This is a genomic window from Gluconobacter albidus (assembly GCF_002005485.1).
Classification (GTDB): domain Bacteria; phylum Pseudomonadota; class Alphaproteobacteria; order Acetobacterales; family Acetobacteraceae; genus Gluconobacter; species Gluconobacter albidus.
This window is the reverse complement of record NZ_CP014689.1, coordinates 338,938-365,427: the sequence shown is the minus strand read 5'-3', so window position 1 is coordinate 365,427 and position 26,490 is coordinate 338,938. Positions and strand designations below refer to the sequence as shown.

Below are 26,490 nucleotides of genomic sequence, written 5' to 3'. Positions count from 1 at the left end.
ACCCGGTCTCACACCGGAACAACCAGCCCCCGCGCAGGCTCCACAGCCGTGCCCGGAAAGACTGTCCCAACCGCATGCTGCGGCAGATGCAGATGATCGCACAGCACCCCCGCCACGACCGACCGCAGATCGGTCGTCGGCGCAAGGTCCCGGTTCTCGAACAGCTGCCCTGATCGCAGACCGGGCCAGGTCCCCCCGACCTTCCCGCCCGCAACCGCACCGCCCGCCAGAAACGCGACCGTCCCCGTCCCGTGATCCGTCCCGCCCGTACCATTGATCCGCACGGTCCGTCCGAATTCCGTCAAAGCCAGAACCACGGTGCGGTTCCAGCTCTCGCCCAGCCCCTGACGCAGCGCCCCGATCCCGCGGTCAAGCTGCGCCAGCGGTCCGCCCAGCCGCCCGAGCTGCCCGGCATGCGTGTCCCACCCCCCGATTTCCAGCGCCGCCACACGCGGACCATGCGCCGTCGCCAGCATCTCTCCCGCTGCCGTGGAAAGCTGCGTAAACGCGTCGATTTTTCGCGGCTTGCCCGCAGCATCCATGCCCGGCGCAGCAGCCATGCCCCCTTCCGTCATGGCCGCATCCGAAAATCCCCGCGCTTTCAGAGCATTCCGCAACGCCGGTCCCGTCACTGGGTCGGACGCATTCAGCGCCAGAATCTGGCCATACAGATCCGCATCCGGGTGCTGGCTCCCCGCAGGCGCATAGCTCCCAACGCGCGCCGAACCGCGCAGCAGAAGCGGAACCGTCAGCCCCATCGCCAGCCCATACCCATCTGGCCGGTTCGCCTTGCCCTGAAGCACGGAAACAGCCCGGTTCAGCCATCCGCTCCCCAGACGCTCATCCGCCCCGCTCTCCAGATAATCCTGCGCCTCGAAATGTGACCGGCTGCGATAATGCCCCGCAACGGCATGGATCGGCAGCATCTGCCCCTGACCATACAGCCCATGCAGAGCCACGAGAGACGGATGCAGCCCGTAAAACCCACCCAGATCGAGCAGTCCGCCCTCCTGCCCCGGCTCGGGCAGAACCAGCGCACGACGATACGACGCCAGATCCGGGTCTCCATATGGCGTCACAGCCGACAATCCGTCGAGCGCGCCCCGAAGCAGGATCACCACCAACCGCGGATCGTCCGGCCCACCGGAAGAGCCCGCAAAAGCAACGGAAGAACGCCCTAGCGTCCAGGCAGACGTCAGACCCAGCAGGGCGGTACGACGGGAAATCATCATGGCTCAGCGCCTCTGGAATTCAGGGGAGGAAAACAGCAGGGCCAGCGCATCCTGACGCGACCCGGCATGATGCATGGCCGTGCGGGTCTGCGGTCGCAGGGCCGGACCAAGGGCAATATCGGCAACATCCATCGGATCGCCGGTCCGGACATGCGCCGCCACGCGCCAGGCCCAGTCCGTCCGCGCCAGCATGTCCGCAGGCGCGGACCAGTCCGCCGCATCGTCGCTCCAGCCATTGGGCAGCGGCGCGGTCCACAGCGGCTGCCCGAGCGACGCAAAACCCGAAACCAGCTGATGTGCCGGAGAATGCGGATCGCCCGGCTGGCTGGGCACGCCCCCCACGGACAACGCCCTCAGAACCGCCGTGGCATAATCCATGGGGGAGCGGAACTTGCCCCCGCCCAAAGCCGGTTCCGGCAATGCCCCCAGCGCCAGAGACGCCGCCCGCAGATCCCCGCCACTGGCCTGCAAAACCCCCTCGACATGCCGCACGGAGGCTGGCGCTGGCGTATCCGAAACGAAATGCCGAACCATCTGTGTCGCGATATGACGGTAGGTCGCCGGATGCGTGCCCAGAAACTGCAACGCCTGCACGCCGCCCTCTTCGCCTTCGGGGAAAGCCTGTCCCATAAGCGTTTTCACACCCGGCTCATGCGCCTTTTCGCGGAACACAAACCCCGGTTCGTCGGCTTTCAGATCCACACCCCATCCCGTCAGGATCGCGGCAAAGGACGTCACATCCGCCTGACTGTACCCGGAAGCAGGCGAGACGGTGTGCAACTCCAGACATTCTCGGGCCAGATTTTCGTTCAGTCCGCGATGGCTTTTACGCCCCGCCGCGCTGTCTGGCCCGATGGAGGACGCGTTGTCCAGATACATCAGCATCGCCGGATGCCGCATGACCGCCAGCAGCATGTCCGAAAACCGCCCCGTCACATGCGGCCGGATCGCCTCGCGCATATAGGCGCCCACAACGGCACGTGTGCTGCCCTGCCGCAGACTGACCGTGAAATGATTGAACCAGAACCAGACGAGCCGCTCCCGGAACGGCTGCTCCGTCAGCAACAGCGTGTCCATCTGCGTCGCGACTTCGGCCTGAAAGATCGGTTTGACCAGCGGATCGCCCTGCATCCTGGCCTTCCGCTGTTCCCGCAGCGCAACCAGCCCGTCCGCACACGGCCCCACACCCGCAAACACGGCCCTGTCCGGCCCGGTCAACTGACCCGCCAGCCAGTCCTGAACGGACAGACCGGAACTGGAGCCATCCCGCTGGCCCCACCCAAACCTGTTGATTGCGCTGACTGATCGCATGGCATCCTCGCGAAACGGGGCGATAACGGGAGTCGACACCCTACAGAACGCTGGGCCGTCCATGTGGCGAAAGATGGGCCGTAACATGTGAAGTTTTTTAGAAACGCTTCTCCAGTACCATGCGCCATCGCGCCAGCCTGCCCGGCGCGTCGCGCACCAGATGCGGCACGATGGGCGATGTATGCCGCACGATCGGGTCCGCACTCTCCCGCATCGTCAGACCCGCAAACCGCTCCCCCACGATCCACGCCCCGACCGATGCCGTCACCCCGTCGATCCGGTGATCCGCAAATTCCTGGAAAATTTTCGGATACGCCCCATATGTCCCGCCCTCGGCACAGACCGTCCGCCCCCCGGCAATAATGCGCACATTCTCCCCACCCCGGGCATGGATCGGTTTTTCAACGTAAGGCGCCCCGGCCTTCCCCCCACGCCTGCGACGCAGATCTTCGGGCGCATATCCCGCCGCCAGCAGGTTGGGATGCCCCGGATACCGCCGCCATAATGCGGGCAAAAGCGCCTTGTTCGACAAAAGCGCGGTCCAGGGCGGATTGAGAAACGTACAACCACACTCCCGCAGATGCCGCGCCCCGGAATCGCGGAACATCAACTCCCATGGATACATGCGGATCATGCTGCGAACGATCCGCCCCCGATGCAGAAGCTGCCCGCCACGCGTCACCTCCAGATCCCGCAATTCACAGTGAATCGCCTCCAAGCCCGCCTGCTCGGCCCACTCCCGGTAATAAACGGCATGCGTGGTGTCTTCGAGATTGTCGGGATAGGGCACGATATGCACCGTGTGCCCTATCCGCCCCGCACGCCTCAGTGCGGCCAGACGCTCCACCAGAGCGCGCACGTCCAGAGGCGCATGGTCATGAGAGCCGCCACACTGCTGGTGCCAGAGTTCCTGCATCCGCGTGCTTTCTGGCAGTGTCGCAGGCGTATCGGCATTATATTCAATCAGACGGGGCTGCCCCCCACACCAGGCCAGATCAAACCGCCCGATCAGAAACGGGTCCCCGCGCCTCCAGGACTCCCGCACCACATCCTGCATGGCAGCCGGAATATGAAACGCGTCCAGTCCCTCAGGCCGCCGGACGGCCTCGTCCACAACCTCCAGACAGAGCCGATGCAGCGTTTCGGCCACGTTCCGAACACGCGCCACTGCCTGCGCATCGAACTCGTAACGCACGTCCTCACGCCATGCGAAACTTCCATCCGTATTGCGATAATAATGATAACCGAGCCGATCGGCCTGACGCTGCCAGTCCGGTCTCGCACAGCATGTCAGGCGGCGGATCTGCCCCACGGACCGACCCTATTCGCCCCCGCCCGCATGTCCGCCCGCACTTTCTCCAAACCCGGCATGCCCTGCGGACTCAGCCTCGCTGTCGCCATGCGAAGCACGACTGTCACGGGATCTGGACCGGGGCACATAAACGAAATGCCCCGAAGAACTGTCCTGCTCCGGGCAGTTCTGGGGCCGCTTGTCGGACGCTGCCGCACACGGATCCTGTGCCGCCTGGGGATGCCGCATTGTCAGGCCAAGAACGCCCAGCCCGACAACCAGAGCACTCGCCCCCACACCCCACGCAATACCGTTTTTCATCATTCATCTGCAGATATGTTTGCCTGATACCGACCGTAACACATCCACAGACGAAGATAAGAGCCCTCAGAGCGTGAAGTTCACACGCCCGTAATAATATCCACCCGTCATCGGCACCTGAGACGAGAACGTATCGTAAGGATTGCCGCCAAGCTGGTTCAGCTCACCCGGCAGCTTGCGCGGACGGATATTGAAGATGTTGTTCGCCCCCACCGCCAGATGCCAGCGCGAATTCACCCGATACCCGATCTCCAGATCCGTCAGCCAGCGCGGAGAATTTTTAAACTGCGCAAAGCAGCTGCTGGACTGCTGAAGCTGCTTGCCATCAATTGGACAGATCGCCGCCGTAGGCGTCCAGTCCTGATACGTCATCATACCTGTCGTTTCGCCATAACGGGTCTGGCGCAGGTTCACGTCCCATTTCCCGATTGTCCAGAACGCATTCAGAATGATCTTGCTGCGCGGATAGGCCGTCGTGAGGTAAGCAATATTCTGCGCGTTCAGCAGCGGCGACCCGGTGGAGGACATGCCGTTATGCGTCAGACGCGTCCTGTTCAGGTCCAGCGCCATCGACAGGTTCAGGTTGCCGAAGCGATGCATGCGGACCATGTAATCCGCCTTGATATCCAGACCCTGCGTGCGTGTGCTGGCGCCGTTCGTAAAATAATAGGTCTGCACCGCATTTTCCGAAAGCTGCGTCAGAGCCGGAAGCGAAACGCCCATGCCTTCAAGTGCTGCAATTGCAGCCGGTCCCGTTACGTTGCCACCCTGCACGACGCGATCGCGGATATTGATCTGATAGACATCGGCCTCAACATGGAAACCATCTACCGGCTCAAGAACGATGCCACCTGTTGCACTGGTCGAACGTTCGGGCTTGAGGGGAGACGCCCCTGTCGCACGCGCTTCGGAAGACGAAACCGGCAACAGTCCCAGCACCGATGTCGGCCCGACATTGATGGCACTGTAATGCTGCTCGGCCATCGTCGGCGCGCGGAAGCCATTGCTGATCGTCGCCCGCAGGCCAATGCGCCTGGTGATGTCGTAACGCGTGGAGACCTTGCCGTTCTCGGTGTTGCCGACATCCGTGTAGTGTTCGAAACGGCCGGCGAAATCGAGGTTCCAGTTCTTCAGAAGGTGGAAGTCGCCATCCAGATAGGCCGCCCAGACATCACGGTCCCACTTGCCGGCGTCCTGCGGTGTCAGACCCGCCAGGGCCGAGGTGCCACCATATTCGTAAGATGCGGGTTCGCCCGCCAGAATGGTGTACTGTTCCAGACGATGTTCGCCACCGAAGGCCACCGTGACGGGGACCACATTGGCAATCTTGAAGTTCCGGCGCAGATCAAGATTGTTCGTCCACTGCGCCAGCCGGAAATTGGACGTCCGCACGGTCGTCGGAGTGTAGCCCGTGGCGGCGTACATGTTCGGATTGGTGGTGTTCTGGTTGGAGATCTTGTCCAGATCCTCGCCCCAGGTGCTGCTCAGATCCCAGTCAAAGCCCAGAAGATGGCCGCCTTTCAGGCCCAGCGTCGCGGCATAATCATTCTCGTCGATCGTCTCCAGCGGCGAATAGCCATATGGAAACAGCTCCGGATTGCTGGCGCTGGCGCCCGACGGGACGCGGTAGTTCTCATACGCTTCCGCATGACGGTGTGCATATGTGATCTGACCGTAAAACTGGATGTTCTCGGTCAGGTTCTTGCCGAAATCAATCCCAAGATTCTCACGCGTTTCTTCGGGCGTGCTCATGATCTTGTTGGAGTTCTTGGGTACTTTGACAGACCCGGTATACAGCTCGTTCGCAGCCCCTGCCGGAACATAACCCGCCAGACGGTTATCAACCGTGTTGGTTACGAAATGGTCCGTATGGTAAACCTGTGCCGATATATGCGCATACCCGTCATTACCGAGCTTAAGACCGCCATCGGCGTTGAGCTGGTACTGCCAGCCATCGCCGTTGTAGGCGTTCGCCCCCGTCTGGGCGCTCATGTTCAGCCCGTGATCCTGCTTCTTGGTGATGATATTCACCACACCGGCAATCGCATCCGAGCCGTACATCGCAGCCGCGCCGTCTTCGAGCACCTCGATATGGTCGATCATGTTGGACGGGATCATGTTCAGATCCACGGGCGTCGCACCAAAATTCGGCCCCGCATCGGCATTGATGTTGGCTGTGGTGTGCCGACGCTTGCCATCCAGCAGAACCAGCACCTGGTTCGGATTGAGGCCGCGCATCCGGATGAAGGACGTGAGTGCACCGGCGTCATTGCCCATCGTGCTCATGTTGATGGACGGATACGTCTTGGTCAGCGCATCGGCGAGATTCATCATGCCTGAGCGACGTAGCGTCGCACCGGACAGAACCGTGATCGGGCTGGTGCTCTGACGGGCGTGACGATTGGACGCATGCGTTCCGGTGACAATTACGCCTTCTTCGCTCCCGGCGATGACATCCGCAGGCCGATGCTTCGCGGCAGACTGCGTGCGCGTCTTCGGAGTTATCGTTTTGGACGGCGTTTTGTGAACGGAAGCCTTCGTCGCCCCCGGTACGGCCTTTTCCGAGGCTGCAAAAACCGATCCACTACAGACGCTGACGGAGAGGAACGTAGAGTAAAGCGCAAGTTTCCTGATGTTCATAATCGGCTCCATCGCCCTGGCGCAGCACAGGGGTTCAGTCAGAAACAGTCGGATCGCATAACGAAATTATGCGGGATTTTTATTCCTTGTTCGGAACTACTCGAATTCGGAACGTAAAAGACGGGAGAGTGCCATTGCGACAACCTTCGTCGCACGACGCATATCTTCCAGAACCACATGCTCGTTCGCACGATGACCATTGGCATCCTGAAGGCGACGCGGACCGGCCCCATACAGAACGGTCGGATAGCCCGCATTGCTGTAAATTCTGGCATCCGTGAACAACGGCATGCCCTTGACGGCAATCCGTTCCCCGAACACCGCTTCGGCAGCGTCCTGCAAGGCTCCGATCAAAGGGGCCTGCCCATCATCCGGAACCAGTGGCAGCGCCAGAAGATGCTGCGTTACGACGCAACTCACGCCCGGCACATCTGCCGCATTCAGAATAAGCTGTCGCAGATCCGCTTCGACCTCGGCCGCTTTTTCGTCCGGTAAAATCCGGCGCTCAAGCCGAAACGTCGCCTGTTCGGGCACGACGTTGGCCGCAACACCGCCGTTGATCGTTCCGATCACGAGCGTCGGCGATTCAATACCCGGGATGGAACAGACCGTCTTCGCCAGCCCGTCCCGGTAAGCGTACAGAGCCGTCATCACACGGCACGCCGCCTCGATGGCGTCGGCGCCCGTTTCGGGCCATGCGGAATGCGCGGCCTTGCCCGTGAAAGCCACATCAAGCTGAAGACTGCCATTATGGGCAATCATCACGTCATAGGTGAAACCGGCACTGATGACGTAATCGGGGGTGCTGAGCCCTTCCGAGAGCAGCCAGCCCGGCCCGACATGACCACCGATTTCCTCGTCATAGGTCAGATGAAGCTCGACCGTGCCGGACAGGTCAGAACCGGCTTCCTTCAGCGCGCGCAGGGCAAAGGCATAGGTTGCAAAGTCGGACTTCGAAACCGCGGCACCGCGTCCATAAAGTTTGCCATCTTCAATGACGCCGCCATAAGGATCATACATCCAGCCCTCGCCAGGGGGCACGACGTCCCCATGCGCATTGAGCGCAATGACGGGGCCGCTACCATTTCCGAAACGCTCCCGGATGATCAGGTTCGTCGCACTCTGCATGCCGTGCCGTTGCACGAAGTCCTGCGGAACCGAATGGCATTCAACTTCAAAACCGAGCGCCCGCAGTCTGTCGGCGGAAAAACGGGCGTGAGGCGCGCAGTCACCGGGAGGATTGTCGGACGGGACGCCGACGAGTTCCTGAAGGAACGGCACCTGACACAGATCGAAGTCCCGGTCGACGACATGACCCAAACATTCGCTCGCCGTTTTCTCGCAACAGGAAGTCTTTTCCAGCACAGCGCCTTCTCCTACCGGATCGTCTTACCGTCCTCAGTTCATATTCTCTTTGTATACGAACTGAATTCGATCCTGAAGCGGAATGTTGCCTGTCGCGGAAAATATTTTCCCCTAACGGGAATGGGCCGCCTCAAACCGCAGAAAAGCCTGCGCTCTAGGCGAACAATGGCCTGCGAAGAAGTCCGGTGCCGGGCAATCATCGACGATCTCGCCAGCATCAACGAACAGAATCCGCGTCGCGACCTGACGCGCGAATCCCATCTCATGGGTGACGCACATCATGGTCATGCCCTCGCGCGCCAGCTCGGTCATGACCTGAAGGACTTCCTGCACCATTTCAGGATCGAGCGCCGATGTCGGCTCGTCGAACAGCATCACATCCGGCTTCATCGCCAGAGCACGTGCGATCGCCGCCCGCTGCTGCTGGCCGCCGGACAAAGCAATCGGATATTTATCTGCATGCTGCTCCAGCCCGACCCGGCGCAGAAGCGTTTTCGCATGCTCGCGAAGTTCTTCCTTCCCCTGCTTCTGGACCAGACGCGGGGCCAGCATGATGTTGTCCAGAATGCTCAGATGGGAAAATAGCTCGAAGCTCTGAAAGACCATCCCCGCTTTCGCCCGCAGCGCTGAATGATCGGTTTTCGCGGAACGCACGGGCATGCCATCAACGTAGATCTGCCCGCTCTCGAACGTCTCCAGCGCATTGATGCATTTGATGAGCGTGGACTTACCCGAACCCGAGGGGCCACAGACAACCACGACCTCCCCTCTGCCGATCTCCGCCGAACAGCCCTTGAGTACCTGAAAGGCGCCATATGATTTCGTCACGGTGTCCAGCGTGATCATGACAGATCTCCATAAAAGCGTGCGGGAGAAAAGATCTCCAGATCGGGACGTTCGGAGCGGCGCAGAACCATATCCGCGACATGCCGCCCCATGGCCGGAGCGAGCGTGACACCATTGGCCGTTACGGCCGTGAAAAAGCCCGGCACGTCCGGACTTTCTCCAAGGATCGGAGCCCCGTCGATATCAATGTTCATCGCAGCCCAGCTCCTGACGACATTCACGGCCCCCAGCGCTGGAACCAGCCTCTGCGCAACCCAGAGATTTCCTTCCAGATTTTCCCGCAGCGGTCGCGGATGCCTGTGCACCGGATCAAGCCCCGCACTCCATCCTCCGCCGATCAGCAGCGAGCCATTCGCGGCCTGTTTGAGCGTGAGATGCCGGCTTGCATGGGCCAGAAGCGAAAAGACCAGCGGAGCCACAGGCTCGGTCACGATCATCTGCAACGGGGCACCGAAAACCGGCAGGCGACGCCCGACCAGCCCAGCGACTTCTCCGGCGTAGGCTCCGGCCGCATTCACCACCGCTCCAGCCGACCAGCGCCTTGACCCCGCACTGACATGAAACCGTGTGCCGTCGGGCTGGATTAAGGACAAAGCTGTGAGTTCCTCAACCCGAACGCCCGCGTGTCGTGCCCGCGCCAGAACAGCCTGCGTTGCGGCCATGGGATTGATCTTGCCTTCCTCGGAGCAATACGCCCCGCCCAGAAAACCATCTCTCAGATTGGGCTCGATCCCGCGTAATTCGTCCGATGCCAGAATCCGCGCGTCAACGCCAAGAGCCTGTTCGACCGCGACCTTGCTGCGCAGACGGTCCATGTCGGCTTCGGTTTCCGCCACCACCAGCCCGCCGCTGACCTTGATCTCCAGATCGCGATCGAACGTTGTGCGCAGCGCCTCCCACATGCGGATGGATTCCCGCTGCAAGGCCAGCGTTCGCGCAGGCATGGACGGTCCGTCCGTATCCGCGCTGGCGTCGAACGCCATGAGCTGCGCGTGCAGACTGCCCGCATTACCGCCCGAGGCCAGCGCCCCGGCCCGACCACGTTCGAGCACCACGACACTTTTCCCGGCCTCGGCGAGAAACAGCGCAGTGAAAAGCCCAACGATCCCTCCACCCACGACCACGACATCCACGGTTTCGACAGCGCCGGAAGCCGATGGCCCCGTCGCTCTCAGCCCCGATGGAATGGGAACACGGACATGCCCCCGCCATTCCGGCTTCTGCCGCGCAAGGGCCGCAACCGGAACCGGCCGCAGCGGGATCTGGGGAGCGGTAAAATCCTTTTCGTTTTTCGGGTCCGGAAGCATCTTCATCAGTGAAGCCTGGCAGAACCGCCCCTGACAGCGCCCCATGCCGGCGCGTGTCGTCCGTTTCAGCGTCGCCAGATCGGTGATCCCGTCTTCCGACACGCGTGCCAGGACAGTCCCTGCGGTCACGCATTCGCATCGGCACAGAATGGTCGTATCCTGAGGGGACGTCAGCGAGACAACCGGATCATACAGCTTCCACAGAAGCTTCTGAAAACGGGCATTATCGCGATACATCCGCCGACTGCGTTCCAGACCGGACGGGACCGGTTTTCCTGCTCGGTCTAGAAGTCTGGCCGCGCACAGCATTCCCTGGGCCTGCGCCAGAAAAGCACCCCCAAAACGCCCGGCCTCACCAATAACGGACACATCCGCCTGATCGGTCTTTCCGTCGGGTTCTCGGCCCGTCTCGGGATGGGTCACGGGCCAGTTCCGGATCTCCTGTCGGCAGCCCAGAAGCCGTGGCAGTTCGCTGGCAGGAACGAACCCGTCTCCGAGGCAGACAGTCTCTGTCTCGATCCAGCGTTCTGCGCCTCCCTGCTGGTTCACCGCCACCCGCTCGACACGATCCTCGCCTTCGATGCGGGTTACGACGCTTCCCCACAGCACCGGTACCCCGGCGCGGCGCAATGTCGCGAGATGCCGCATCCCGGCGAGCGCCAGTCGGGGGGATTCCGCTGAAAGCCGCGCGGCGAGAAGCGGTCGTTTTACCGGCGCCGGCGCTGAGTCCACGACGGCCACCACATCGGCGCCATGCCGGACCAGTTCCGCCGCAAGCTGAAGATTGAGCGGTCCATTCCCGGCAATGACGATCCGCCCTGGCGCCACCGCTTCATAGGCACGCAGCATTGTCTGCCCGGCCCCCGTCGTGATGACACCCGGCAGCGTCCAGCCCGGTCGGGCCGCAGGCGTTTCCTGTGCGCCTGTTGCCACGATGATGTGCTGGGTGCGGATATAGAACGCCTCACCATCCCGCAGCCCACCGATGACGAGTGCGCCCTCTTCGCGATGGGCGCTCCAGACGAGCGTATCGTGCCATAGCCGCGCGCCACTGGCCCGCATGGTTTCAATAAGCTGTCGCCCCTTGCGACCCTGATCATCCTGCCGCTCCGGATGCACCGCATTCTGCTTGAAATACTGGCCGCCCGGAATATGCCGTTCATCCACGACGAGAACATCCATCCCGCCACGCGCCAGTTCGGTCGCCGCCACCAGACCCGCCGGGCCCGCGCCCACCACCAGCACGTCGCAGGCATGTTCGGCCAGACGTTCCTCACCCTTCGCCAGACAGGCTGAAACAGCCGCATCCGGAAGACGGTCATTGCTGCGAACCCGCATCCCGTCTCGCACGGGCGTCATGCAGCCCCGGCGGGACATCTGCCCGTTCACCTCCAGCAGACACTCCTGACAGGCCCCGATCCCGCAGAACGGACCACGCTCCGATCCATCCGGCGCCGTCCGGTGCGCGATGCAGCCTGCGGCCATCAGCGCAGCCGTCAGGGTCTGTCCGGGTTTTGCGGAGACGGTGGTGTTATTGAACGTGAAATTCAGCTGGTCCGACATCAGCGCGCATCCTGCGTCGTAGCGGGAAGTTCGATGGCCTCAACTGCTGCGGTTTTCTGCTGGCGACGATAGGGCCGTTCCGCATAATGCTCGATCCGCCGTTGCAGGAAGTCCCATGCCGTCGTCATCAGCAGGTAATACAGGGCCGCCACGGAAAACAGTTCCAGCACCATGAACTGGTCCTGCACCAGGATCTGGCTGCGCTGCATCAGCTCCTCCATGGAGATGACGGACGTTACGCTGGTCGTCTTGAGCAGACCGTTCACCGAATTGCCCAGCGGGGGGATGATGAGCCGGAACGCCTGCGGAAATGCGATCCGCCAGGCGATCTGCCGCTCGCTCAGACCCAGCGCCCGTGCCGCTGCGATCTGGCCGGTTGGCACGGCATTCAGCCCCGCACGGATAATTTCCGCGAGATACGCTGCCTCGTTCAGTGTCAGCCCGATGATCGAACACGCCAGAACACTCAGCCGGATATCCAGCTTCGGCAGACCGGTATAGATCACGACCAGCTGGACCAGCAGAGGCGTACCCCGGAAAAACCAGACATAGAAGCGCGCCGGCCAGGACAGCACACGGTGCTGCGAGCGTTTCATGACCGCAATCAGCAGCCCCAGAAGGAACCCCATCATCATTGAGACGACCGTCATGATGACCGTGATGAGCGCCCCGCGGAAAATATAGGGGCTGCCGAGATAGGTGAAGAAGCCGTGCCAGCTCCAGATCTGCATGTCGATGCCCCGCGTTCGTATCGTGTTCGTATCAGTGCATGTCGGATGGATGGGACGGCCCCGAGACCGTGATCCGTCCGGGAAAGGGGGAGACGCCATAGGGCGCCATGAGGCGTTCCAGCGTTCCATCCTCACGCATATTTTCCAGAACATCCGCCAGACGCTGCGCCAGAGCCGGGTCCCGCAGCGCCAGCGCGACGGGCGTGGGATACAACCCCTTCAGAATGGGCTTTACGCCACCCTGAAGCGCGTTGCGCCGTGCCACCGCATCAATGGAAAACACCGCCGTTACCTGTCGCGCACGCAAGGCGGCGAACGCTATGCCCACGTTCTGGAACGTCTTGATATCAAAGCCCGGACGCCCGGCGTTCCGCAGGGCCTGATCGGCTTCGCGGGCATGGTGCTCCTCGATCCCGCCCATCTCAACCCCGATCGAAGAGCCGGACAGATCCTCTAGCCGGGTGGGGTGCCGGGCAGAATCGTCGTTGAGAGACACGCTGATCGCCTGAATCTCGTAGGAGATCATTTCCATCAGCCGGGCGCGCTGGGCGGTATAGAACATGCCCGTATTGATGACGTCCCACCGTTTTTCGAGCAGCCCAAGCGTAAGTTGCGCAAAGGACGTCGAGAGCGTGACCGGCTTCAGACAGAGCCTGCGGGCAATTTCGTTTCCGAGTTCGATCCGCATCCCGGCAATCTGCCCGTCCACCGTCACATATTGCAGGGGCGGCAGCGTCGGATTGGTCGCCATGACCAGATGCTGCGGGGAAATCAGTCCCTCAACAGCCTCCGGACACGGCGCGGCCTGCGCTCCGAAAGCGAGCACCGCACAAAGCAGCCCCGCCCCCCGGATCAGACCTGACACAGGGCCGCCCGCCATATCAGGCCCGCTCTTCGAACCGCAGCTCCAGATCGCGGACGATCTGAAGCGCACGGGCATCATCCGCTTCCGGCAGCGGCAGCCGCGGCGCGCGCGGACCGCCCACATCGAAGCCCATATGCTTCAGCAGGGCTTTCGTCCCCGAGACATAACCCTGCCCACCCACGAACTGGATCAGCGGCACATGGCGGAAATACATCTCGCGTGCCTTGCCGATGTCCTTGTAACCGTCACAAAGATTGAAGATCTCGCTCATGACATGCGGCGCTACGTTGGATGCCACTGCGACCCAGCCGATCGCACCTTCGAGGAAGCTCTCAAAGCCCATGATGCCGCCAAAGACCGAAAGCCGGTCACCACACAGACGGATGATGTCCCGCACGCGGGTTACATCCATCGTGGATTCCTTGATGAGGCAGCAGTTGTCGATATAGGACAGACGCGCCACGAGTTCCGGCTTCAGATCCACATTTGCCGTGGCTGGATTGTTGTAGAGCATGATCGGCAGGCCGATCGCATCCGACACCCGACGGTAATGGACGAACAGCTCGTCATCCGTCGGCGTGGAATAGAACGGGGGGATGATCATCACGCCATCAGCCCCGAGCTTCTCGGCTTCCTGGCTGTAGCGGATCACGTCATAGGTGTTTTCCGCACCTGTGCCGATGAAGACCGGAACGCGGCCTGCGGCCTGCTCGATGACGGTCTGCGCAACCAGCGTGCGTTCGTCATCCGTCAGCGACAGGAATTCGCCGGTTGAGCCCAGCGGGATCAGACCTGCGATGCCCTGCGCAATCTGCCAGTCGGTAAAACGCCGCAGTCCGGGGACGTCAATGCGCCCTTCACTGTCATAAGGCGTGATCATGACGGTATATGTGCCACGAAACTTCATGGGTCTTTCCTTCCTCAATGTTCCGGGTCCGACCGCGATCCGGCCGGGTCCGTGGCGGCATCACCGCCATGGGAATTCATGAACGCCGCAATATCGGGCTGTTGCGCCGCATATCCGCGCCCCGTTCCGACGGCCCTGACCTGACCGTCTTCCAGAAGAACAATCCTGTCCGACAGCGATGAAACGACACCCATCGCGTGGGAAACCTGAATGATCGTCATGCCGTCCTGCGCCAGATCCCGCAGCAGCACGCCGACATCACGTACCTTGTGCGGATCGAGCGCCGATGTCGGCTCGTCCAGCAGAAGCAGCGCCGGGCGGAGCATGAGCGCGCGTGCAATCGCCACACGCTGTTTCTGGCCGCCCGACAGATCGGCTGGCAGCACGTCCGCCTTGTCCGGCAGCCCCAGACGCTCCAATAGCGCGCGCGCTTCGTGCTCGGCCTCCCGACGCGAACGCTTCGCCACGACCGTCGGTGCCAGCGTCAGGTTCCGCAGAACCGACATATGACCGAACAGTCCGTATTGCTGGAACACGATCGCAGCCTGCTCCCGCAGGATGCGGGCAGAGGCCGGGGCGGCCATGTCCACGTTCCGCCCGTGAACGCCCATCTGGCCCTGCCAGACCGGCTGAAGCCCGATCAGCGTCCGCAAAAACGTGGTTTTCCCGGAACCGGACGGCCCGATGAAACTCACGATGTCCCCGCGTTCGGCCTCAAATCCAGCGTGACGCAGGGTTTCGTTTTTCCCGTGGCGGACGCAGACGTCCCGGACATCAATGTACGGCAATGCGTTTCTCCAGCAGGCGGCTCAGACAGGTCAGGGGATAGGAAATCGCGAAATAGAGCAGGAGGACCACACAGAAGACCTGCGACGAGGGCAGGCCGCGATTGGTCAGGATCACCCCGGCCTGGCTCAGCTCCACAACCCCGATCTGGGAGGCCAGTGCCGTATCCTTGATGAACAGCACCAGATAGCCCACCGCGGGCGGCACAACGGCGGACATCGCCTGCGGCCCGATCACATACCGCCACCGCGCCCAGAGCGGCAGGTTCAGGACCAGCGCGGCCTCGACCTGCTCCACCGGAACCGTTTTGACCCCGCCATGCAGGATTTCGCAGAGATAGGCCGCCGCAATCAGCCCGATGGAGCCAATCGCAACAGCAGTCGCCGACACATCCACGCCCATCATACCCGTGCAGAAAAAGACGATATACAGCGTCACGATGAACGGAATGCGTCGGATAGTCTGAACATACACCACCGCCAGAACCCGCAGCGGCATCATGCCCCGCATCTCGGACAGGCGAAGCGCCGTGAGGATGACCGCCCCCACAATCCCGAGAATGCCGCCACCCAGCGACAGCACGATCGTCCGGGCCATCGCCTGAAGCAGAAGGGTGATGTCATAATGCGAAAATGCGATCATACCATCCGCTCCATCGTGCGGCGGAACAGTGCAAAGACGCCCGTCAGCGCGAAAGAGAGCAGGGCATACAATCCGCCCGTCACGAGCATGACTTCAAGGATGCGGAACGTTGTCGATCCGATATCATAAGCGCGGCCCGTCAGGTCCTCCACGCCGAAAATGGACGCCATGGCACTCCCCAGAATCATGATCTGAAAATGGTTAGCCAACGCCGGGAACATCGCACGCCCTGCATAGGGCAGGATGACCCGCAGATAGGTCTGACGCCGGCTCAGCCCCAGCGTCAGCGCAACTTCATGATAGACAGGCGGCACCCGCGTTATGCCCGCTCCGAGGATATCCGCCAGATAGGCCGCCGCATTGAGCGTCATGCCGATCACGACTGATAAAAACGGCGAGACCATCAGCCCCATCAGCGGCAGACAGTAGAACACAGCGAAAATCTGGGACAGTTGAGGCGTATTGGTCAGAGCCGTGCTGTAGCTGCGACTGAGCTGGCGCCAAGCCCCCTGATTTTCGAAACGCAGAATGGCCAGTGCGACTGCCAGCGACAGCCCGAACGCAAAGGCCAGCGTCGCAATCAGAATAGTTACGCCTACACCGCCCAGCAGAAACGGGAGATGCGCGAAAACAGGATTGAAATCCAACCCCGTCATGGCGCGTGCCCTGCACCAATGGGATCGAACCACTGACGATGGATCTGCTCCAGACGCCCGTCGCGCTCCATCCCGTCAAGGATACGATTCACATCCGCGCGCAGGGCCACGTCCTGCTGCGACATCCCGATGCAGTCATCCCCAACAGGCGGCGCAAATCCGCGAATGATCCGCCAGCGCACCTGAGGCTGCGACGGCAGGTAATGGCCGACATATTCGATGACATCTACCATCGCATCACCACGCCCCTGCGCCAGCGCTCGAATGGCATCGGCATAGCTCTCAAGCAGCAGCATCGGCGCCTTGGGAGCATGCTGTTGCAGATAGGCAACCGCCGTCGAGCCGCGCACCTCGATCAGGCGGTGCGCGCCGGATTCGACATCTGCAAAGGACGCGATGCCCCGGTCCGCAGGTGCAATAACCGCAAACTGTTCGGAATAAAGCGGCCGTGAAAACGCAATAACATCCGCACGTGCAGGCGTCCGTGTCAGACCGCCCAGAACGACGTCGACCTTCCCGGCCATCAGATAGGGAATGCGACCGCTGGAAGCGAGCGTCACAAAACGCGGCTCAACACCCAGACCCTGCGCAATCGCCCGGCCGATATCGACATCATATCCGACGAGTGCGTTGTGATCGTCATATTCCCCAAGTGGGGGCAGTCCGGGTTCCACACCGATATTGATGTGCCCGCTGGCCCGGATGGCGGCACTGTCTCTCGCCTGCACACCCCCGCCCCACAGGACGACGGATGCAGCACAGACCCCCAGCAGCAGACTGTTCCAGATCGCTCTCAAGAAAGGTTTCCCTGCATGTTGTGCGACTTTGGGGTTGCGGTTACCCGATCACTGATCTAATTCAGATATACGTTCTGTATACGATAGAAAACCCTTTAAAAGAAATTTCTTCTCCGGACCGATCCTGATGGGAAACAAGATGCCTCCTGTAACCTTCACCTTCCTGAACAGCACCATCGAAGGGGTCGAGGGAGAACCGGTTGCAGCAGCCCTCAGACGCGCCGGAATTACGGAACTCGGCCGGTCCGGCGTCGACGGAACACCCCGCGGCGCCTTCTGTTTCATGGGAAGCTGTCAGGAATGCCGGGTCCGCATCGACGGCACCGTCGCCTATGCCTGCAAGGCTCCCGTCCTCCCGAACATGACCGTCACGCCCTATGTCCAGTCCTGATTTCTCTCCCGTTACCGTCGTCGGTGGCGGCATTGCCGGTGCGACGTCTGCCATCGCCCTGTCCCGGCATGGCTTCCCGGTCACCCTGATCGACGAACAGCCTGTCGCAGGCGGCCAGATCTTCCGTGCCCCCTCACCCTATGCGCGCAAAATCGTTCCGCCCAATCACGAATTTTCCGGCGGCGACACCCTGCGGCAGAAACTGGCCGCATCAAACGTGGATGTCCGGTTTTCCACGCGCGTCTGGGGCCTGTCGCCCACACTAATGCTCGATCTGCTCGGACCGGACGGCATCAACCAGCTGCCCGCCGCAACCCTCGTCGTCGCCAATGGCGCCACTGAGCGTTTCCTGCCTTTCCAAGGCTGGACGACGCCGCGCATCATCGGTCTTGCGGGCGCCAGCATCCTGATGCGCAACGGCGGCACCCTGCCCGGCCAGAGCGTCGTGGTCGCGGGCTCGGGGCCGCTCCTGTTTTCCGTCGCCCATCAGGTGCTTGAACTGGGCGGCAGGGTCGTTGCCATCGTGGATGCCGGTCATCGTTCGGACTGGCTGCGTCTTGGCGCCATGCTGTCGCTCGACCCGGCACGCCTGACACAGGCCACAAGCTGGATGCTGCGTCTCAAAAAAGCTGGCATCCCGATCCATCATCGCGCCCACATTTCGGAAGCGCAGGAAACAGAAACCGGCCTGCGCCTGACCGTTACAGAAATGGATCATCCCGCACGACGCCACGTTTATGCGACTGAGGCCGCAGCCTGTGGATATGGCCTCAAGCCTTCCACTCTCATCACCCGCACGGCGGGCGTTCAACACCGTCACGATCCGGTTGGCGGTTATCTTGAGCCCGTAACGGACACCGCAGGCCGTACCAGCCGTCCCGATCTTTATGTCACGGGGGACGCTGGCGGAATCCGTGGCATGGCCGTGGCCCGTCTGCGCGGCCTGATCACGGCCCATGCCATCGCCCATGACCGGGGCGTGATTTCCAGAGACACTTACGAGGCGCTGACGCGCGTGCCCCTGCGTCAGCGCCGTCGTCTTGAAGCCGTTTCGCGCCGGATGCTGCCTCTGATGAACGCCGGCAGCGCCATTCCCGCCCATCTTCAGGACGAAACCATCGTCTGCCGCTGCGAACGCGTGAAGGCCGCGACCCTGCGTTCCGCCATTCAGGCCGGAGCCGAAGACCTGAATCAACTCAAGGCCTGGACACGCTGTGGCATGGGCCCGTGTCAGGGCCGCATGTGTGAGGACAGCGCACGCAGCCTGCTCGCGGTTGCCTGCGGCAAAACTCCCGAAGAGGCAGGCAGCTTCACAGCGCGAATGCCCTTCTTCCCCCTCCCGCTCACAGCCGTGACCGGGGATTTCACTTATTCCGATATTCCTCTTCCGAAGGCAGCTCCCCTATGACCCAGGCGCTGCACACCAGACCGGATATCTTTGATACGGTCGTCGTGGGGGCGGGCGTTATGGGCGCTACAACTGCGCTTTTCCTTGCCCGCGCTGGCCAGAAAGTCGCCCTGATCGACCGGGAGGACATGTTCAGGGCAGCATCCGGCGTCAATGCTGGCACCCTGACCCTGCACATGACCCGTGCTCAGCTCATTCCGCATGCCATTCGTGGCCGCGAGATGTGGCTCGACAGTGCCAACTGGCTCGGGGAAGACGTCGGTGCCCTCGCCACACCCGGCCTGTCCATGGCGTTTACCGAAGCCGAAGAAGAGCTGCTGCGTCAGCGCGCGCGCGTCCGACAGGAAATGGGTGCGCCGATTGAAGTCCTGTCAGCCAAAGAGGCCATCAGGATCGAACCCGGCGTAAACCCAACCCTCCGGGCCGCCGCCTACTGCGCGCTGGACGGCCATATCCCGACCTATCGCGTCGGTGGGGCCTATGCCCGCGCCCTCAGGCAGGCCGGGGTCACGATCATCGAGAACAGTCCGGTCGAGGGCATCAGCCCCGCTACTGGCGGAGGCTATGAGGTCCAGATTACTGGCCGCGCGCACCCCGTACGGGGCCACAGGATCGTGCTCAGCACCGGGGCCTGGCTCGAAAAAATGCTGGGCTGGCTCGGATATGACATCCCGATCCGCTGCCTCATCAACCAGCTTGTCGTCACGGAAACGCTGCCGCCCGTCATGAGGAGCGTTCTGAGCATTGCCAACGGCCTTCTGTCTCTCAAGCAGTTTGCCAATGGCAGCGTGCTGATCGGTGGCGGCTGGCAGGGCGAGGGCAACATCCATCAGGGCGGTACCCGCGTCATTCCTGAAAACCTGCGCGGCAATGTCCGTCTGGCTCAGCACGTCGTCCCGCGCCTCAACGAAGCGCAGATCCTGCGTGTCTGGCTCGGTCTCGAATCCGAAACGCCGGACGCCATGCCCCTGATCGGCGCCCTGACGCCAGATGAAGATGCCTTTGTCGTCGGATGCGTCCATTCCGGATTTACGAGCGGGCCATATATGGGGCGCCTGCTTGCCGAGCGCATTCTAGGGGGCGACCCGGATCTGGGCGCGTTCGACCCCACCCGCTTTTCCTCCCTTCCCGCCACTGGAACACGCCCATGATCCCCGCTTCCCCCACGCCATTCCGGGGCGTATATGCCGCAACGCTGGTGCCCTTTCTGGAAGACGGGACGCTGGACGTGGCGCGCTTTACACAGCACCTGTGGGACTGCACCCGTGCCGAAGGCATCGTAGGCATCCTGTGCAACGGTCATGCAGGCGAGAACCATCTCCTAACCCGCGAGGAAAAGCGCCGCGTCGTGGAACTGGCCGCCGACACCATCGGCAAGGACCGCATCATCGTCTCGGGCATCCTGTCCGAAGACCTCGATGAAGCCTGCCTTCATGCCCGTGATGCCATCGCGGCCGGAGCGGACGCACTGCTCGTGTTCCCGCCGTTTTCATGGGCGGTGTCGCAGGATCATGACGCCATCATCGCCCATCATGCCGCGATCTGCGAGGCCGTCGATGCCCCGATCATGCTGTATCAATCCTCCGTCGGCAGCGGCGGCATGGCCTATTCCCTCCCCATCCTTGAAAGCCTGCTCAGGCTCCCCGGCATCGTAGCCATCAAGGAAGGAAGCTGGGAAACCAACGCCTATGACAAACACCGCAGGCTGGCCGCGCGCGTGGCCCCGCATGTGGACGTCATGGCGTCGGGAGACGAACATCTCCTGCCCTGCTTCGCCATTGGAACGACCGGCAGCCTCGTCAGCCTAGCGGCCATCCTGCCCGTTTCGCTCGCCAAACTGTGGCGCGCGATGGAGAACGATGACCTGCCCGCTGCGCGCAGTATCCATGATGCCATCCAACCGCTGGCGAACCTGATTTACGGTCGTGCGCCCTCGGGTCGGGCCACGCTGCGTCTGAAGGCCTGTCTGGTCATGCAGGGCAAATGGCCCTCCTGCCGCACCCGCAAGGCTTCTGATATCATCGCCCCCGAAGAATGGCAGGAGCTGTCAGCAGCCTTGCACGATGCAATGGCACTGGAAGGACCGTAATGGGCGATTATATGGTGGCCGAACGCGAGCTGAATCTCGCGGAACTGGCCTATACACAGATCCGGCGCATGATCCTTGAAAAAGAACTTCCCGGCGGAATGTCCGTCGTGGAGGGGCGCCTGGCGGATCATCTCGAGATCTCGCGCACTCCCGTTCGCGAGGCCCTGATGCGACTCGCCGCCGAGGATCTTCTGGTCAAGCAGGGCTCGCGCTCGTTTGCGGTGCGGAACGTCTCGGCTACCGAATTCTTTCAGGGCATCCATATCCGCGAGATCCTTGAAAGCGAAGCCATCAACCTGTCATTCGACAGGCTTGATCGCAAAGTTCTGGAAAATCTCCGCCGTGAAGTCATCGAACTTGGCGAGACGCCCGAGCAGACGGCTGCACAGTGGCAGCTTGATGACCGGATCCATCTGATGTTTCCCAAAGTCTCGGGCAACACGGTCCTGCTCCGTTCCATCAACGAGCTGCGGACCCTGACCCGTCTTTGCGAAGTCAGCTACCCGCTCGGACGTGTTCCCGCATCCACGCGCGAACATCTGGCCATTCTGGACGCACTGCTCGACGGCGACAGTACCGGCGCGCGCGAAGCCATGGTCATGCATCTGCGCAATGTCGCGACAGACTGCATGGACATTCTCAGGGGCGGCTGACCACCCCTGCCCATTTCAGGAGAAACCGTCATGACGACTTTTGACATCGTTATCCGCAACGGCATGATCGTGACCGCCACGGATAAATATACTGCCGATATCGGAATAAACGGCTCAAAGATCGTCGATATCGGTTTCGACCTGAAAGGCCATGAGACGATTGATGCCACCGGCCTGCTCGTATTGCCGGGCGGAATTGACGGTCATTGTCATATCGAACAGGAAGAAGCCGACGGCACGATCCATGAAGACGATTTCGTCTCCGCCACCGGATCGGCACTGCTGGGCGGAACCACAACGGTCGTCTGCTTCGCGTCCCACGTCCCCGGCCGGGGCCTTGTGGAGCAGTTCGACGTCTATCGCGAAAAAGGCGGCAATTCCCGCATTGATTTCGCCATCCACCAGATCATCACCCGCACTGACGAACAGACCATCCGCGACGAAATTCCCGTCGTGGCCGAGCGTGGCGCTGCAGGGTTGAAGGTCTTCATGACCTATGACGATTTCCATCTGACGGACGGCCAGTTTCTTCAGGTTCTGGAAGCCGCCCGCAAAAGCGACATCATCGTATCCGTCCACTGCGAAAACTATGACGCCATCCGTCACCTGATCCTGCAGCATCTTGCGGAGGGCCGCACCGAGCCGCACGGGCACGCAACCTCGCGCCCGCCCGCCGTAGAGCGTGAAGCCACATATCGCGCCATGACGATGAGCGAACTGGTTGACCAGAAGATCCAGATCTTTCACGTCTCCTGCCCCGAAGTCGCCGAAGAGATCGCCCGCGCACAGTCCCGGGATGTGAAGGTCGTAGCGGAAACCTGTCCGCATTACCTGACCCTGACGGAAGACGACCTCAAGAGGGACGGTTTCGAGGGGACGAAATATATCTGTAGCCCTCCTCTACGCACGAAAGCCGCTCAGGACGGCATGTGGCAGTATCTCCGCAGCGGCGTCATCAGCATCATTTCTTCGGATCACTGCGGCTATACGTTCGATGGCGCTGTCGGTAAGGGACGCCACGGCCGGGATGCGGATTTCTCGCTGGTTCCCAACGGTATGCCGGGCCTCGGAACTCGCCTGCCGGTCTTCTACGATGCCGCCATCAACGGCGGAAAAATCGACCTGACGGACTTCGTGCGTCTGACCGCCACCACCCCGGCCCAGCGCTATGGGCTCTATCCCGAAAAAGGAACGATTGCTCCGGGTTCGGACGCCGATCTCGTCCTGTGGGACCCGAAGAAATCCGTCACGATCACCAACGCACTGTTCCAGAGCAATATCGACTACACGCCCTATGAAGGGCGGCAGGTTCAGGGGTGGCCGGTCAAGGTGTTCCAAAGAGGCGTGCTGGCCATGGAGAACGGCACCATTCTCGCCCGACCCGGCACGGGACGCTTCCTCAGGTCACGCCGGGGCTGAGGCTTTCGCCCCAGCCTCATGAGTGAAGGCCGACTTACCGGTCGGCCAGAACCGGGTCAGCGAAGCGGCGGTTTTGCAGAACCGGAAGCACGCGCCGCGCATGGGCAATCCGCTCGCGATCCAGTGTGGCAAAACCCAGAGCGGGCGATTCACCCAGCGCGAGCGCAATCACGCCCAGCGGATCGACCACCATGCTGGCGCCACAGTTCCGCGCGCCACATTCACCGACCGCCACGACATAACAGGTGTTCTCCAGAGCCCGCGCCACGGCCATGATTTCCCAGTGCCGTTCCTTCATCGGGCCTCTGACCCAGGCTGCGGGCAACAGTATGGCCTCGGCTCCCGCCAGAGCGAGATGACGCGCCAGTTCCGGGAAGCGCACGTCATAGCAGGTCATCAGACCGACCTTCATGTCACCGATCTGCACGACGGGCGGCAGTTCCAGCCCCGGTGATGTCCGCTGGGATTCCTTCATGCTGAACGCATCATAGAGATGCAGCTTGCGGTACTGTGCGATGAACGCCCCGTCTCGCAGGACGAACTGCGTGTTGTAGAACCGTCCATGCCCGTCCGGCACATTCACACATCCCGCCACGGCAATGCCTTGGCTGGCGGCGCGCAGTCCTTCCATGAACGGGCCGTCCAGTGGCTGTGCCGTCTGGGGCAGAAGCTCCGGATTGTTGATGTCCTGCGCCAGAATGCCTTCGGGCAGAAGCAGCAGTTCAGCGCCGCCCGCCTTTGCCTGCGCGATCAGATCCAGACATTGCCGCTGGTTGGTTTCCCAGTCCGGCGCAACAGCAAACTGTCCCAGAGCAACTTTCATCATCGCATTCCATTTTCCAAAAGAGTGGACACACGCCCAAATCCGTTCTCCCAGCATGCCCGACCCGTACGTTACGGTGAAGATGCAGGAGGTTGATACTTTTTATTACAGGAACAGATTCCTCAAACAGGAATCAGGAAAAAATAAATTCTAAAACAAATTGAGATAAATGAAACATAAATTCCAAATAACATAATGTATTAATAATATTAATCAGCTTATTTTGCTAAATTTTTAGACAAATTTTATCGAAATTCATCCTGGTTTTTTCTTCCTTCAGCTCGGATCAACATTCTCATCTTTAAAAAAGACTTCACGATTCCGTTATGTTGGTCATGCCCCCTCCGAAAATATTGTCATTTTTCCGCGCATCCCTGCGGTTTCCGCGCTTCTGCCATTCCTCTGAAAATATTTTTAAGAGCTATCGGGCCCGGCTTCATGCACATGCTCGTGACATCTTTTGACACGGGGGATTACTTGATTCTGTTCACCTTTCACATGCTGCGATCCCTGCGCTATTCGGGACGCGGCTCCCTGTTTCTTGGAACGGCTCTGGGTGCACTCGCACTGAGCGCACCAGCGCGGGCAGACGACGATATTGTTTCGAAAATGGAACAGGAAATGAGCCGCCTTCAGGCCGCTCAGGCTCATGTCCAAGAAGAACAGCGCGCCATCAATCACGACATGGCCATCCTGAAAGAAGAAATCGCCCGGCATCATGCTTCCGGCGCATCTACGGCGCGTGCGAGTTCCCCCCATGCCGAACAGACCGCCTCCCAGGAAAATCGCTCAGGCCGCCTCACGACGGCCTCGCTGCACCGTCCGGGAATCAAGGCGAACGCCCCCCTCAATCCTCCCGCCTCCGAACGTGAGATGACGGCCGCCTCTGGCTATGAGCCAATGCGTGGCGCCCATGCGCGGCGCGACAGGGTCTCTCTCTCCCCGACCGGACGGGCCCTGGTCGACACCGACAGGGGATCGGAACTTGCCGTCGTGGGACATCGCGCCGAAGACGTGCTTGTTCATTTCGCGGAAAACGGCGTCGGCCCCCATCCGCGTGAAACGCTCGGCGCGCAGGCTGCGGGCGCTGTTGGCGATCATGGGGTTTTCCATCTCGGTCCCGTCACGCTCATGCTGGGTGGGTTCGTCGATACTGCCGCCGTGCTCGAAAACCGTCATATCGCTTCGGACACATTCAATTACTGGCAGGACATGCCGTATCCGAACGAGCCGCGCTATCACACCAACAATTTCGACGGGGGTGCGCGTTACAGCCGCCTGTCCCTGCTGGCGCGCGGCAATATTGATTCGGAAGCGACGATTTCCGGCTTCTTCGAGTCTGATTTCGGCGCGGGTGCGGTCACGACCGACCCTTACGAGAGCAACAGCTATTCCTTTCGTATGCGTCAGGCCTATCTCGCCTATGACGACAACAAGGAAGGGTGGCATTTCCTGGGCGGTCAGGCCTGGAGCCTCCTGACGCCGGGTCGTGCAGGTATCGTCGCACGTCAGGAAAGCCTTCCGGAAACGATCGAGGCGTCCATGCTTGCAGGCCAGACATGGTCCCGGCAGTGGCAGGTCCGCATAGTGAAGGATTTCTTCCATCACCGCCTGTGGACCGGCTTTTCCATCGAAAACCCCGCCACGCTGTATGATACGACCGGCTTTTCAAACACGAACGGCGCTGTTGCGATGCCCAATGGCTCGACCGTCACGATCGGGGAAAACGGCGTCGGTCTGACCAATGATACGACCAATTTTTCCAATGAAATCGCCCCTGATGTCATTGGAAAGGTCGCTTACGATCCGGTCTGGGGTCACTACGAAGTGGAAGGCATCCTGCACTTCCCCCATGACCGCGTAACCATGGGCCATACCGGCCATAACAACACCGCTGTCGGCGGAGGAGCGGGTGGTTCCATGATCCTGCCTCTCATCCCCGGCAAACTGGAACTGCGTATGGCTGGCCTCGCGGGCTGGGGCATCAACCGCTACGGTTCCGTCCTGCTCCCCGACGCCACGCTCAAGGCCAATGGCAGCCCCGATCCGCTTTTCGGCATCCAGGCGCAGGCAGGCATCATCGCGCATCCCAATCCGCGGATTGATGTGTACGGCTATTTCGGCACTCAACGCGTCGGCCATTCCTATTTTAACGAAAACGGCGGGTCTTATGGCTACGGTAACCCTGCCTATTCCAATACTGGCTGCCTTCAGGAGCTCTCCGCCCTGTCCTGCACGGCCAACACGCGCGGTGTGTCCGAAGTCACGATCGGCGGCTGGTGGCGTTTCTTCAAGGGCAAATTCGGAACTGTCGAGGCGGGCACACAGCTTGCCTATGCCCAACGCCAGATCTGGTCCGGCATCGGTGGCGATCCGCATACCAGCATGAGCCAGATCTTCTTCGACTTCCGCTACCTGCCCTTCCAGTAAGAGCCCTCCGCACCGGA

23 protein-coding genes are annotated in these 26,490 nt (G+C 61.4%); 7 read left to right on the top strand and 16 right to left on the bottom strand.

The features are described from left to right. Nucleotides 1-8: 8 nt before the first annotated feature. The 15 genes from A0U94_RS01520 to A0U94_RS01450 all read right to left on the bottom strand — a co-directional run bounded on the left by A0U94_RS01520 (nt 9) and on the right by A0U94_RS01450 (nt 17,260). Complete coding sequence (locus A0U94_RS01520) at nt 9-1,232, bottom strand: DUF1501 domain-containing protein (RefSeq protein ID WP_077802234.1); 1,224 nt, start codon at nt 1,230-1,232, stop codon at nt 9-11. A 3-nt stretch (nt 1,233-1,235) separates the two neighbouring features. Continuing rightward, complete coding sequence (locus tag A0U94_RS01515) at nt 1,236-2,543, bottom strand: DUF1800 domain-containing protein (RefSeq protein WP_077802233.1); 1,308 nt, start codon at nt 2,541-2,543, stop codon at nt 1,236-1,238. 97 nt (nt 2,544-2,640) lie between these two features. Further along, nucleotides 2,641-3,855 (bottom strand): glutathionylspermidine synthase family protein, encoded by a 1,215-nt coding sequence (locus tag A0U94_RS01510; protein WP_077802232.1) that lies wholly within the window; start codon nt 3,853-3,855, stop codon nt 2,641-2,643. 9 nt (nt 3,856-3,864) lie between these two features. Beyond that, on the bottom strand, nt 3,865-4,158 hold the full coding sequence (locus A0U94_RS01505; RefSeq protein ID WP_062031627.1) for a hypothetical protein: 294 nt from the start codon (nt 4,156-4,158) through the stop codon (nt 3,865-3,867). Between the two features lie 63 nt (nt 4,159-4,221). Then, nucleotides 4,222-6,795, bottom strand: a complete 2,574-nt coding sequence (locus tag A0U94_RS01500; protein WP_062109167.1) for a TonB-dependent receptor plug domain-containing protein — start codon at nt 6,793-6,795, stop codon at nt 4,222-4,224. A gap of 96 nt (nt 6,796-6,891) precedes the next feature. After that, a complete protein-coding gene (locus tag A0U94_RS01495; RefSeq protein ID WP_456303947.1) occupies nt 6,892-8,160 on the bottom strand; it encodes an ArgE/DapE family deacylase in 1,269 nt (422 codons plus the stop codon). A gap of 111 nt (nt 8,161-8,271) precedes the next feature. Then, nucleotides 8,272-9,006, bottom strand: coding sequence for an amino acid ABC transporter ATP-binding protein (locus A0U94_RS01490; protein WP_077802231.1), 735 nt, complete (start codon nt 9,004-9,006; stop codon nt 8,272-8,274). Continuing rightward, complete coding sequence (locus A0U94_RS01485) at nt 9,003-11,876, bottom strand: FAD-dependent oxidoreductase (protein ID WP_077802230.1); 2,874 nt, start codon at nt 11,874-11,876, stop codon at nt 9,003-9,005. Before A0U94_RS01485 ends, A0U94_RS01490 begins: the two co-directional genes overlap by 4 nt. Further along, nucleotides 11,876-12,607 carry an amino acid ABC transporter permease gene (locus A0U94_RS01480; RefSeq protein WP_062109172.1) on the bottom strand — a complete coding sequence of 244 codons (732 nt, stop codon included), beginning with the start codon at nt 12,605-12,607 and terminating at the stop codon, nt 11,876-11,878. Before A0U94_RS01480 ends, A0U94_RS01485 begins: the two co-directional genes overlap by 1 nt. 31 nt (nt 12,608-12,638) lie before the next feature. After that, nucleotides 12,639-13,541 (bottom strand): transporter substrate-binding domain-containing protein, encoded by a 903-nt coding sequence (locus A0U94_RS01475; protein ID WP_244178040.1) that lies wholly within the window; start codon nt 13,539-13,541, stop codon nt 12,639-12,641. Next, nucleotides 13,489-14,379, bottom strand: a complete 891-nt coding sequence (locus tag A0U94_RS01470) for a dihydrodipicolinate synthase family protein (protein WP_077802229.1) — start codon at nt 14,377-14,379, stop codon at nt 13,489-13,491. The genes A0U94_RS01475 and A0U94_RS01470 overlap by 53 nt, the downstream gene beginning before the upstream one ends. A gap of 14 nt (nt 14,380-14,393) precedes the next feature. After that, complete coding sequence (locus tag A0U94_RS01465) at nt 14,394-15,167, bottom strand: amino acid ABC transporter ATP-binding protein (RefSeq protein ID WP_077802228.1); 774 nt, start codon at nt 15,165-15,167, stop codon at nt 14,394-14,396. Then, nucleotides 15,154-15,807 (bottom strand): amino acid ABC transporter permease, encoded by a 654-nt coding sequence (locus A0U94_RS01460; protein WP_062109177.1) that lies wholly within the window; start codon nt 15,805-15,807, stop codon nt 15,154-15,156. Before A0U94_RS01460 ends, A0U94_RS01465 begins: the two co-directional genes overlap by 14 nt. Then, nucleotides 15,804-16,463 carry an amino acid ABC transporter permease gene (locus A0U94_RS01455; protein WP_077802227.1) on the bottom strand — a complete coding sequence of 220 codons (660 nt, stop codon included), beginning with the start codon at nt 16,461-16,463 and terminating at the stop codon, nt 15,804-15,806. Before A0U94_RS01455 ends, A0U94_RS01460 begins: the two co-directional genes overlap by 4 nt. Next, nucleotides 16,460-17,260 carry a transporter substrate-binding domain-containing protein gene (locus tag A0U94_RS01450; RefSeq protein WP_062109181.1) on the bottom strand — a complete coding sequence of 267 codons (801 nt, stop codon included), beginning with the start codon at nt 17,258-17,260 and terminating at the stop codon, nt 16,460-16,462. Before A0U94_RS01450 ends, A0U94_RS01455 begins: the two co-directional genes overlap by 4 nt. Before the next feature lie 127 nt (nt 17,261-17,387). On the opposite strand from A0U94_RS01450, the gene A0U94_RS01445 reads away from it, so the two are divergent. From A0U94_RS01445 to hydA, 6 genes are read left to right on the top strand one after another with little or no spacing between them, the layout of a single operon-like run. Then, nucleotides 17,388-17,651: a (2Fe-2S)-binding protein gene (locus A0U94_RS01445; protein ID WP_149026639.1), complete on the top strand. Its 264-nt coding sequence runs from the start codon at nt 17,388-17,390 to the stop codon at nt 17,649-17,651. Next, nucleotides 17,638-19,059 carry an NAD(P)/FAD-dependent oxidoreductase gene (locus tag A0U94_RS01440; RefSeq protein WP_077802226.1) on the top strand — a complete coding sequence of 474 codons (1,422 nt, stop codon included), beginning with the start codon at nt 17,638-17,640 and terminating at the stop codon, nt 19,057-19,059. Before A0U94_RS01445 ends, A0U94_RS01440 begins: the two co-directional genes overlap by 14 nt. Next, nucleotides 19,056-20,210 carry an NAD(P)/FAD-dependent oxidoreductase gene (locus A0U94_RS01435; protein ID WP_077802225.1) on the top strand — a complete coding sequence of 385 codons (1,155 nt, stop codon included), beginning with the start codon at nt 19,056-19,058 and terminating at the stop codon, nt 20,208-20,210. The genes A0U94_RS01440 and A0U94_RS01435 overlap by 4 nt, the downstream gene beginning before the upstream one ends. Continuing rightward, nucleotides 20,207-21,148, top strand: coding sequence for a dihydrodipicolinate synthase family protein (locus tag A0U94_RS01430; RefSeq protein ID WP_077802224.1), 942 nt, complete (start codon nt 20,207-20,209; stop codon nt 21,146-21,148). Before A0U94_RS01435 ends, A0U94_RS01430 begins: the two co-directional genes overlap by 4 nt. After that, the gene (locus A0U94_RS01425; RefSeq protein WP_233142342.1) at nt 21,148-21,801 is read left to right on the top strand and encodes a GntR family transcriptional regulator; all 654 of its coding nucleotides are present in this window, start codon (nt 21,148-21,150) and stop codon (nt 21,799-21,801) included. The genes A0U94_RS01430 and A0U94_RS01425 overlap by 1 nt, the downstream gene beginning before the upstream one ends. A gap of 30 nt (nt 21,802-21,831) precedes the next feature. Beyond that, nucleotides 21,832-23,220, top strand: a complete 1,389-nt coding sequence (hydA, locus tag A0U94_RS01420; protein WP_077802223.1) for a dihydropyrimidinase — start codon at nt 21,832-21,834, stop codon at nt 23,218-23,220. 34 nt (nt 23,221-23,254) lie between these two features. On the opposite strand, the gene A0U94_RS01415 is transcribed toward hydA, so the two are convergent. Beyond that, nucleotides 23,255-24,046 carry a deaminated glutathione amidase gene (locus A0U94_RS01415; RefSeq protein WP_077802222.1) on the bottom strand — a complete coding sequence of 264 codons (792 nt, stop codon included), beginning with the start codon at nt 24,044-24,046 and terminating at the stop codon, nt 23,255-23,257. Nucleotides 24,047-24,541: 495 nt separating this feature from the next. Here A0U94_RS01415 and A0U94_RS01410 point away from each other — a divergent pair, with 495 nt between their 5' ends. Continuing rightward, nucleotides 24,542-26,473, top strand: a complete 1,932-nt coding sequence (locus tag A0U94_RS01410) for a hypothetical protein (protein WP_408735618.1) — start codon at nt 24,542-24,544, stop codon at nt 26,471-26,473. Nucleotides 26,474-26,490: the final 17 nt, after the last annotated feature.

Coding starts and splice junctions, on each gene's coding strand:
- A0U94_RS01520 (WP_077802234.1), bottom strand. CDS start 1,232: ATGATGATTTCCCGTCGTACCGCCCTGCTGGGTCTGACGTCTGCCTGG.
- A0U94_RS01515 (WP_077802233.1), bottom strand. CDS start 2,543: ATGCGATCAGTCAGCGCAATCAACAGGTTTGGGTGGGGCCAGCGGGAT.
- A0U94_RS01505 (WP_062031627.1), bottom strand. CDS start 4,158: ATGATGAAAAACGGTATTGCGTGGGGTGTGGGGGCGAGTGCTCTGGTT.
- A0U94_RS01500 (WP_062109167.1), bottom strand. CDS start 6,795: ATGAACATCAGGAAACTTGCGCTTTACTCTACGTTCCTCTCCGTCAGC.
- A0U94_RS01490 (WP_077802231.1), bottom strand. CDS start 9,006: ATGATCACGCTGGACACCGTGACGAAATCATATGGCGCCTTTCAGGTA.
- A0U94_RS01485 (WP_077802230.1), bottom strand. CDS start 11,876: ATGTCGGACCAGCTGAATTTCACGTTCAATAACACCACCGTCTCCGCA.
- A0U94_RS01480 (WP_062109172.1), bottom strand. CDS start 12,607: ATGCAGATCTGGAGCTGGCACGGCTTCTTCACCTATCTCGGCAGCCCC.
- A0U94_RS01470 (WP_077802229.1), bottom strand. CDS start 14,379: ATGAAGTTTCGTGGCACATATACCGTCATGATCACGCCTTATGACAGT.
- A0U94_RS01460 (WP_062109177.1), bottom strand. CDS start 15,807: ATGATCGCATTTTCGCATTATGACATCACCCTTCTGCTTCAGGCGATG.
- A0U94_RS01455 (WP_077802227.1), bottom strand. CDS start 16,463: ATGACGGGGTTGGATTTCAATCCTGTTTTCGCGCATCTCCCGTTTCTG.
- A0U94_RS01445 (WP_149026639.1), top strand. CDS start 17,388: ATGGGAAACAAGATGCCTCCTGTAACCTTCACCTTCCTGAACAGCACC.
- A0U94_RS01440 (WP_077802226.1), top strand. CDS start 17,638: ATGTCCAGTCCTGATTTCTCTCCCGTTACCGTCGTCGGTGGCGGCATT.
- A0U94_RS01435 (WP_077802225.1), top strand. CDS start 19,056: ATGACCCAGGCGCTGCACACCAGACCGGATATCTTTGATACGGTCGTC.
- A0U94_RS01430 (WP_077802224.1), top strand. CDS start 20,207: ATGATCCCCGCTTCCCCCACGCCATTCCGGGGCGTATATGCCGCAACG.
- A0U94_RS01425 (WP_233142342.1), top strand. CDS start 21,148: ATGGGCGATTATATGGTGGCCGAACGCGAGCTGAATCTCGCGGAACTG.
- hydA (WP_077802223.1), top strand. CDS start 21,832: ATGACGACTTTTGACATCGTTATCCGCAACGGCATGATCGTGACCGCC.
- A0U94_RS01415 (WP_077802222.1), bottom strand. CDS start 24,046: ATGATGAAAGTTGCTCTGGGACAGTTTGCTGTTGCGCCGGACTGGGAA.
- A0U94_RS01410 (WP_408735618.1), top strand. CDS start 24,542: ATGCTGCGATCCCTGCGCTATTCGGGACGCGGCTCCCTGTTTCTTGGA.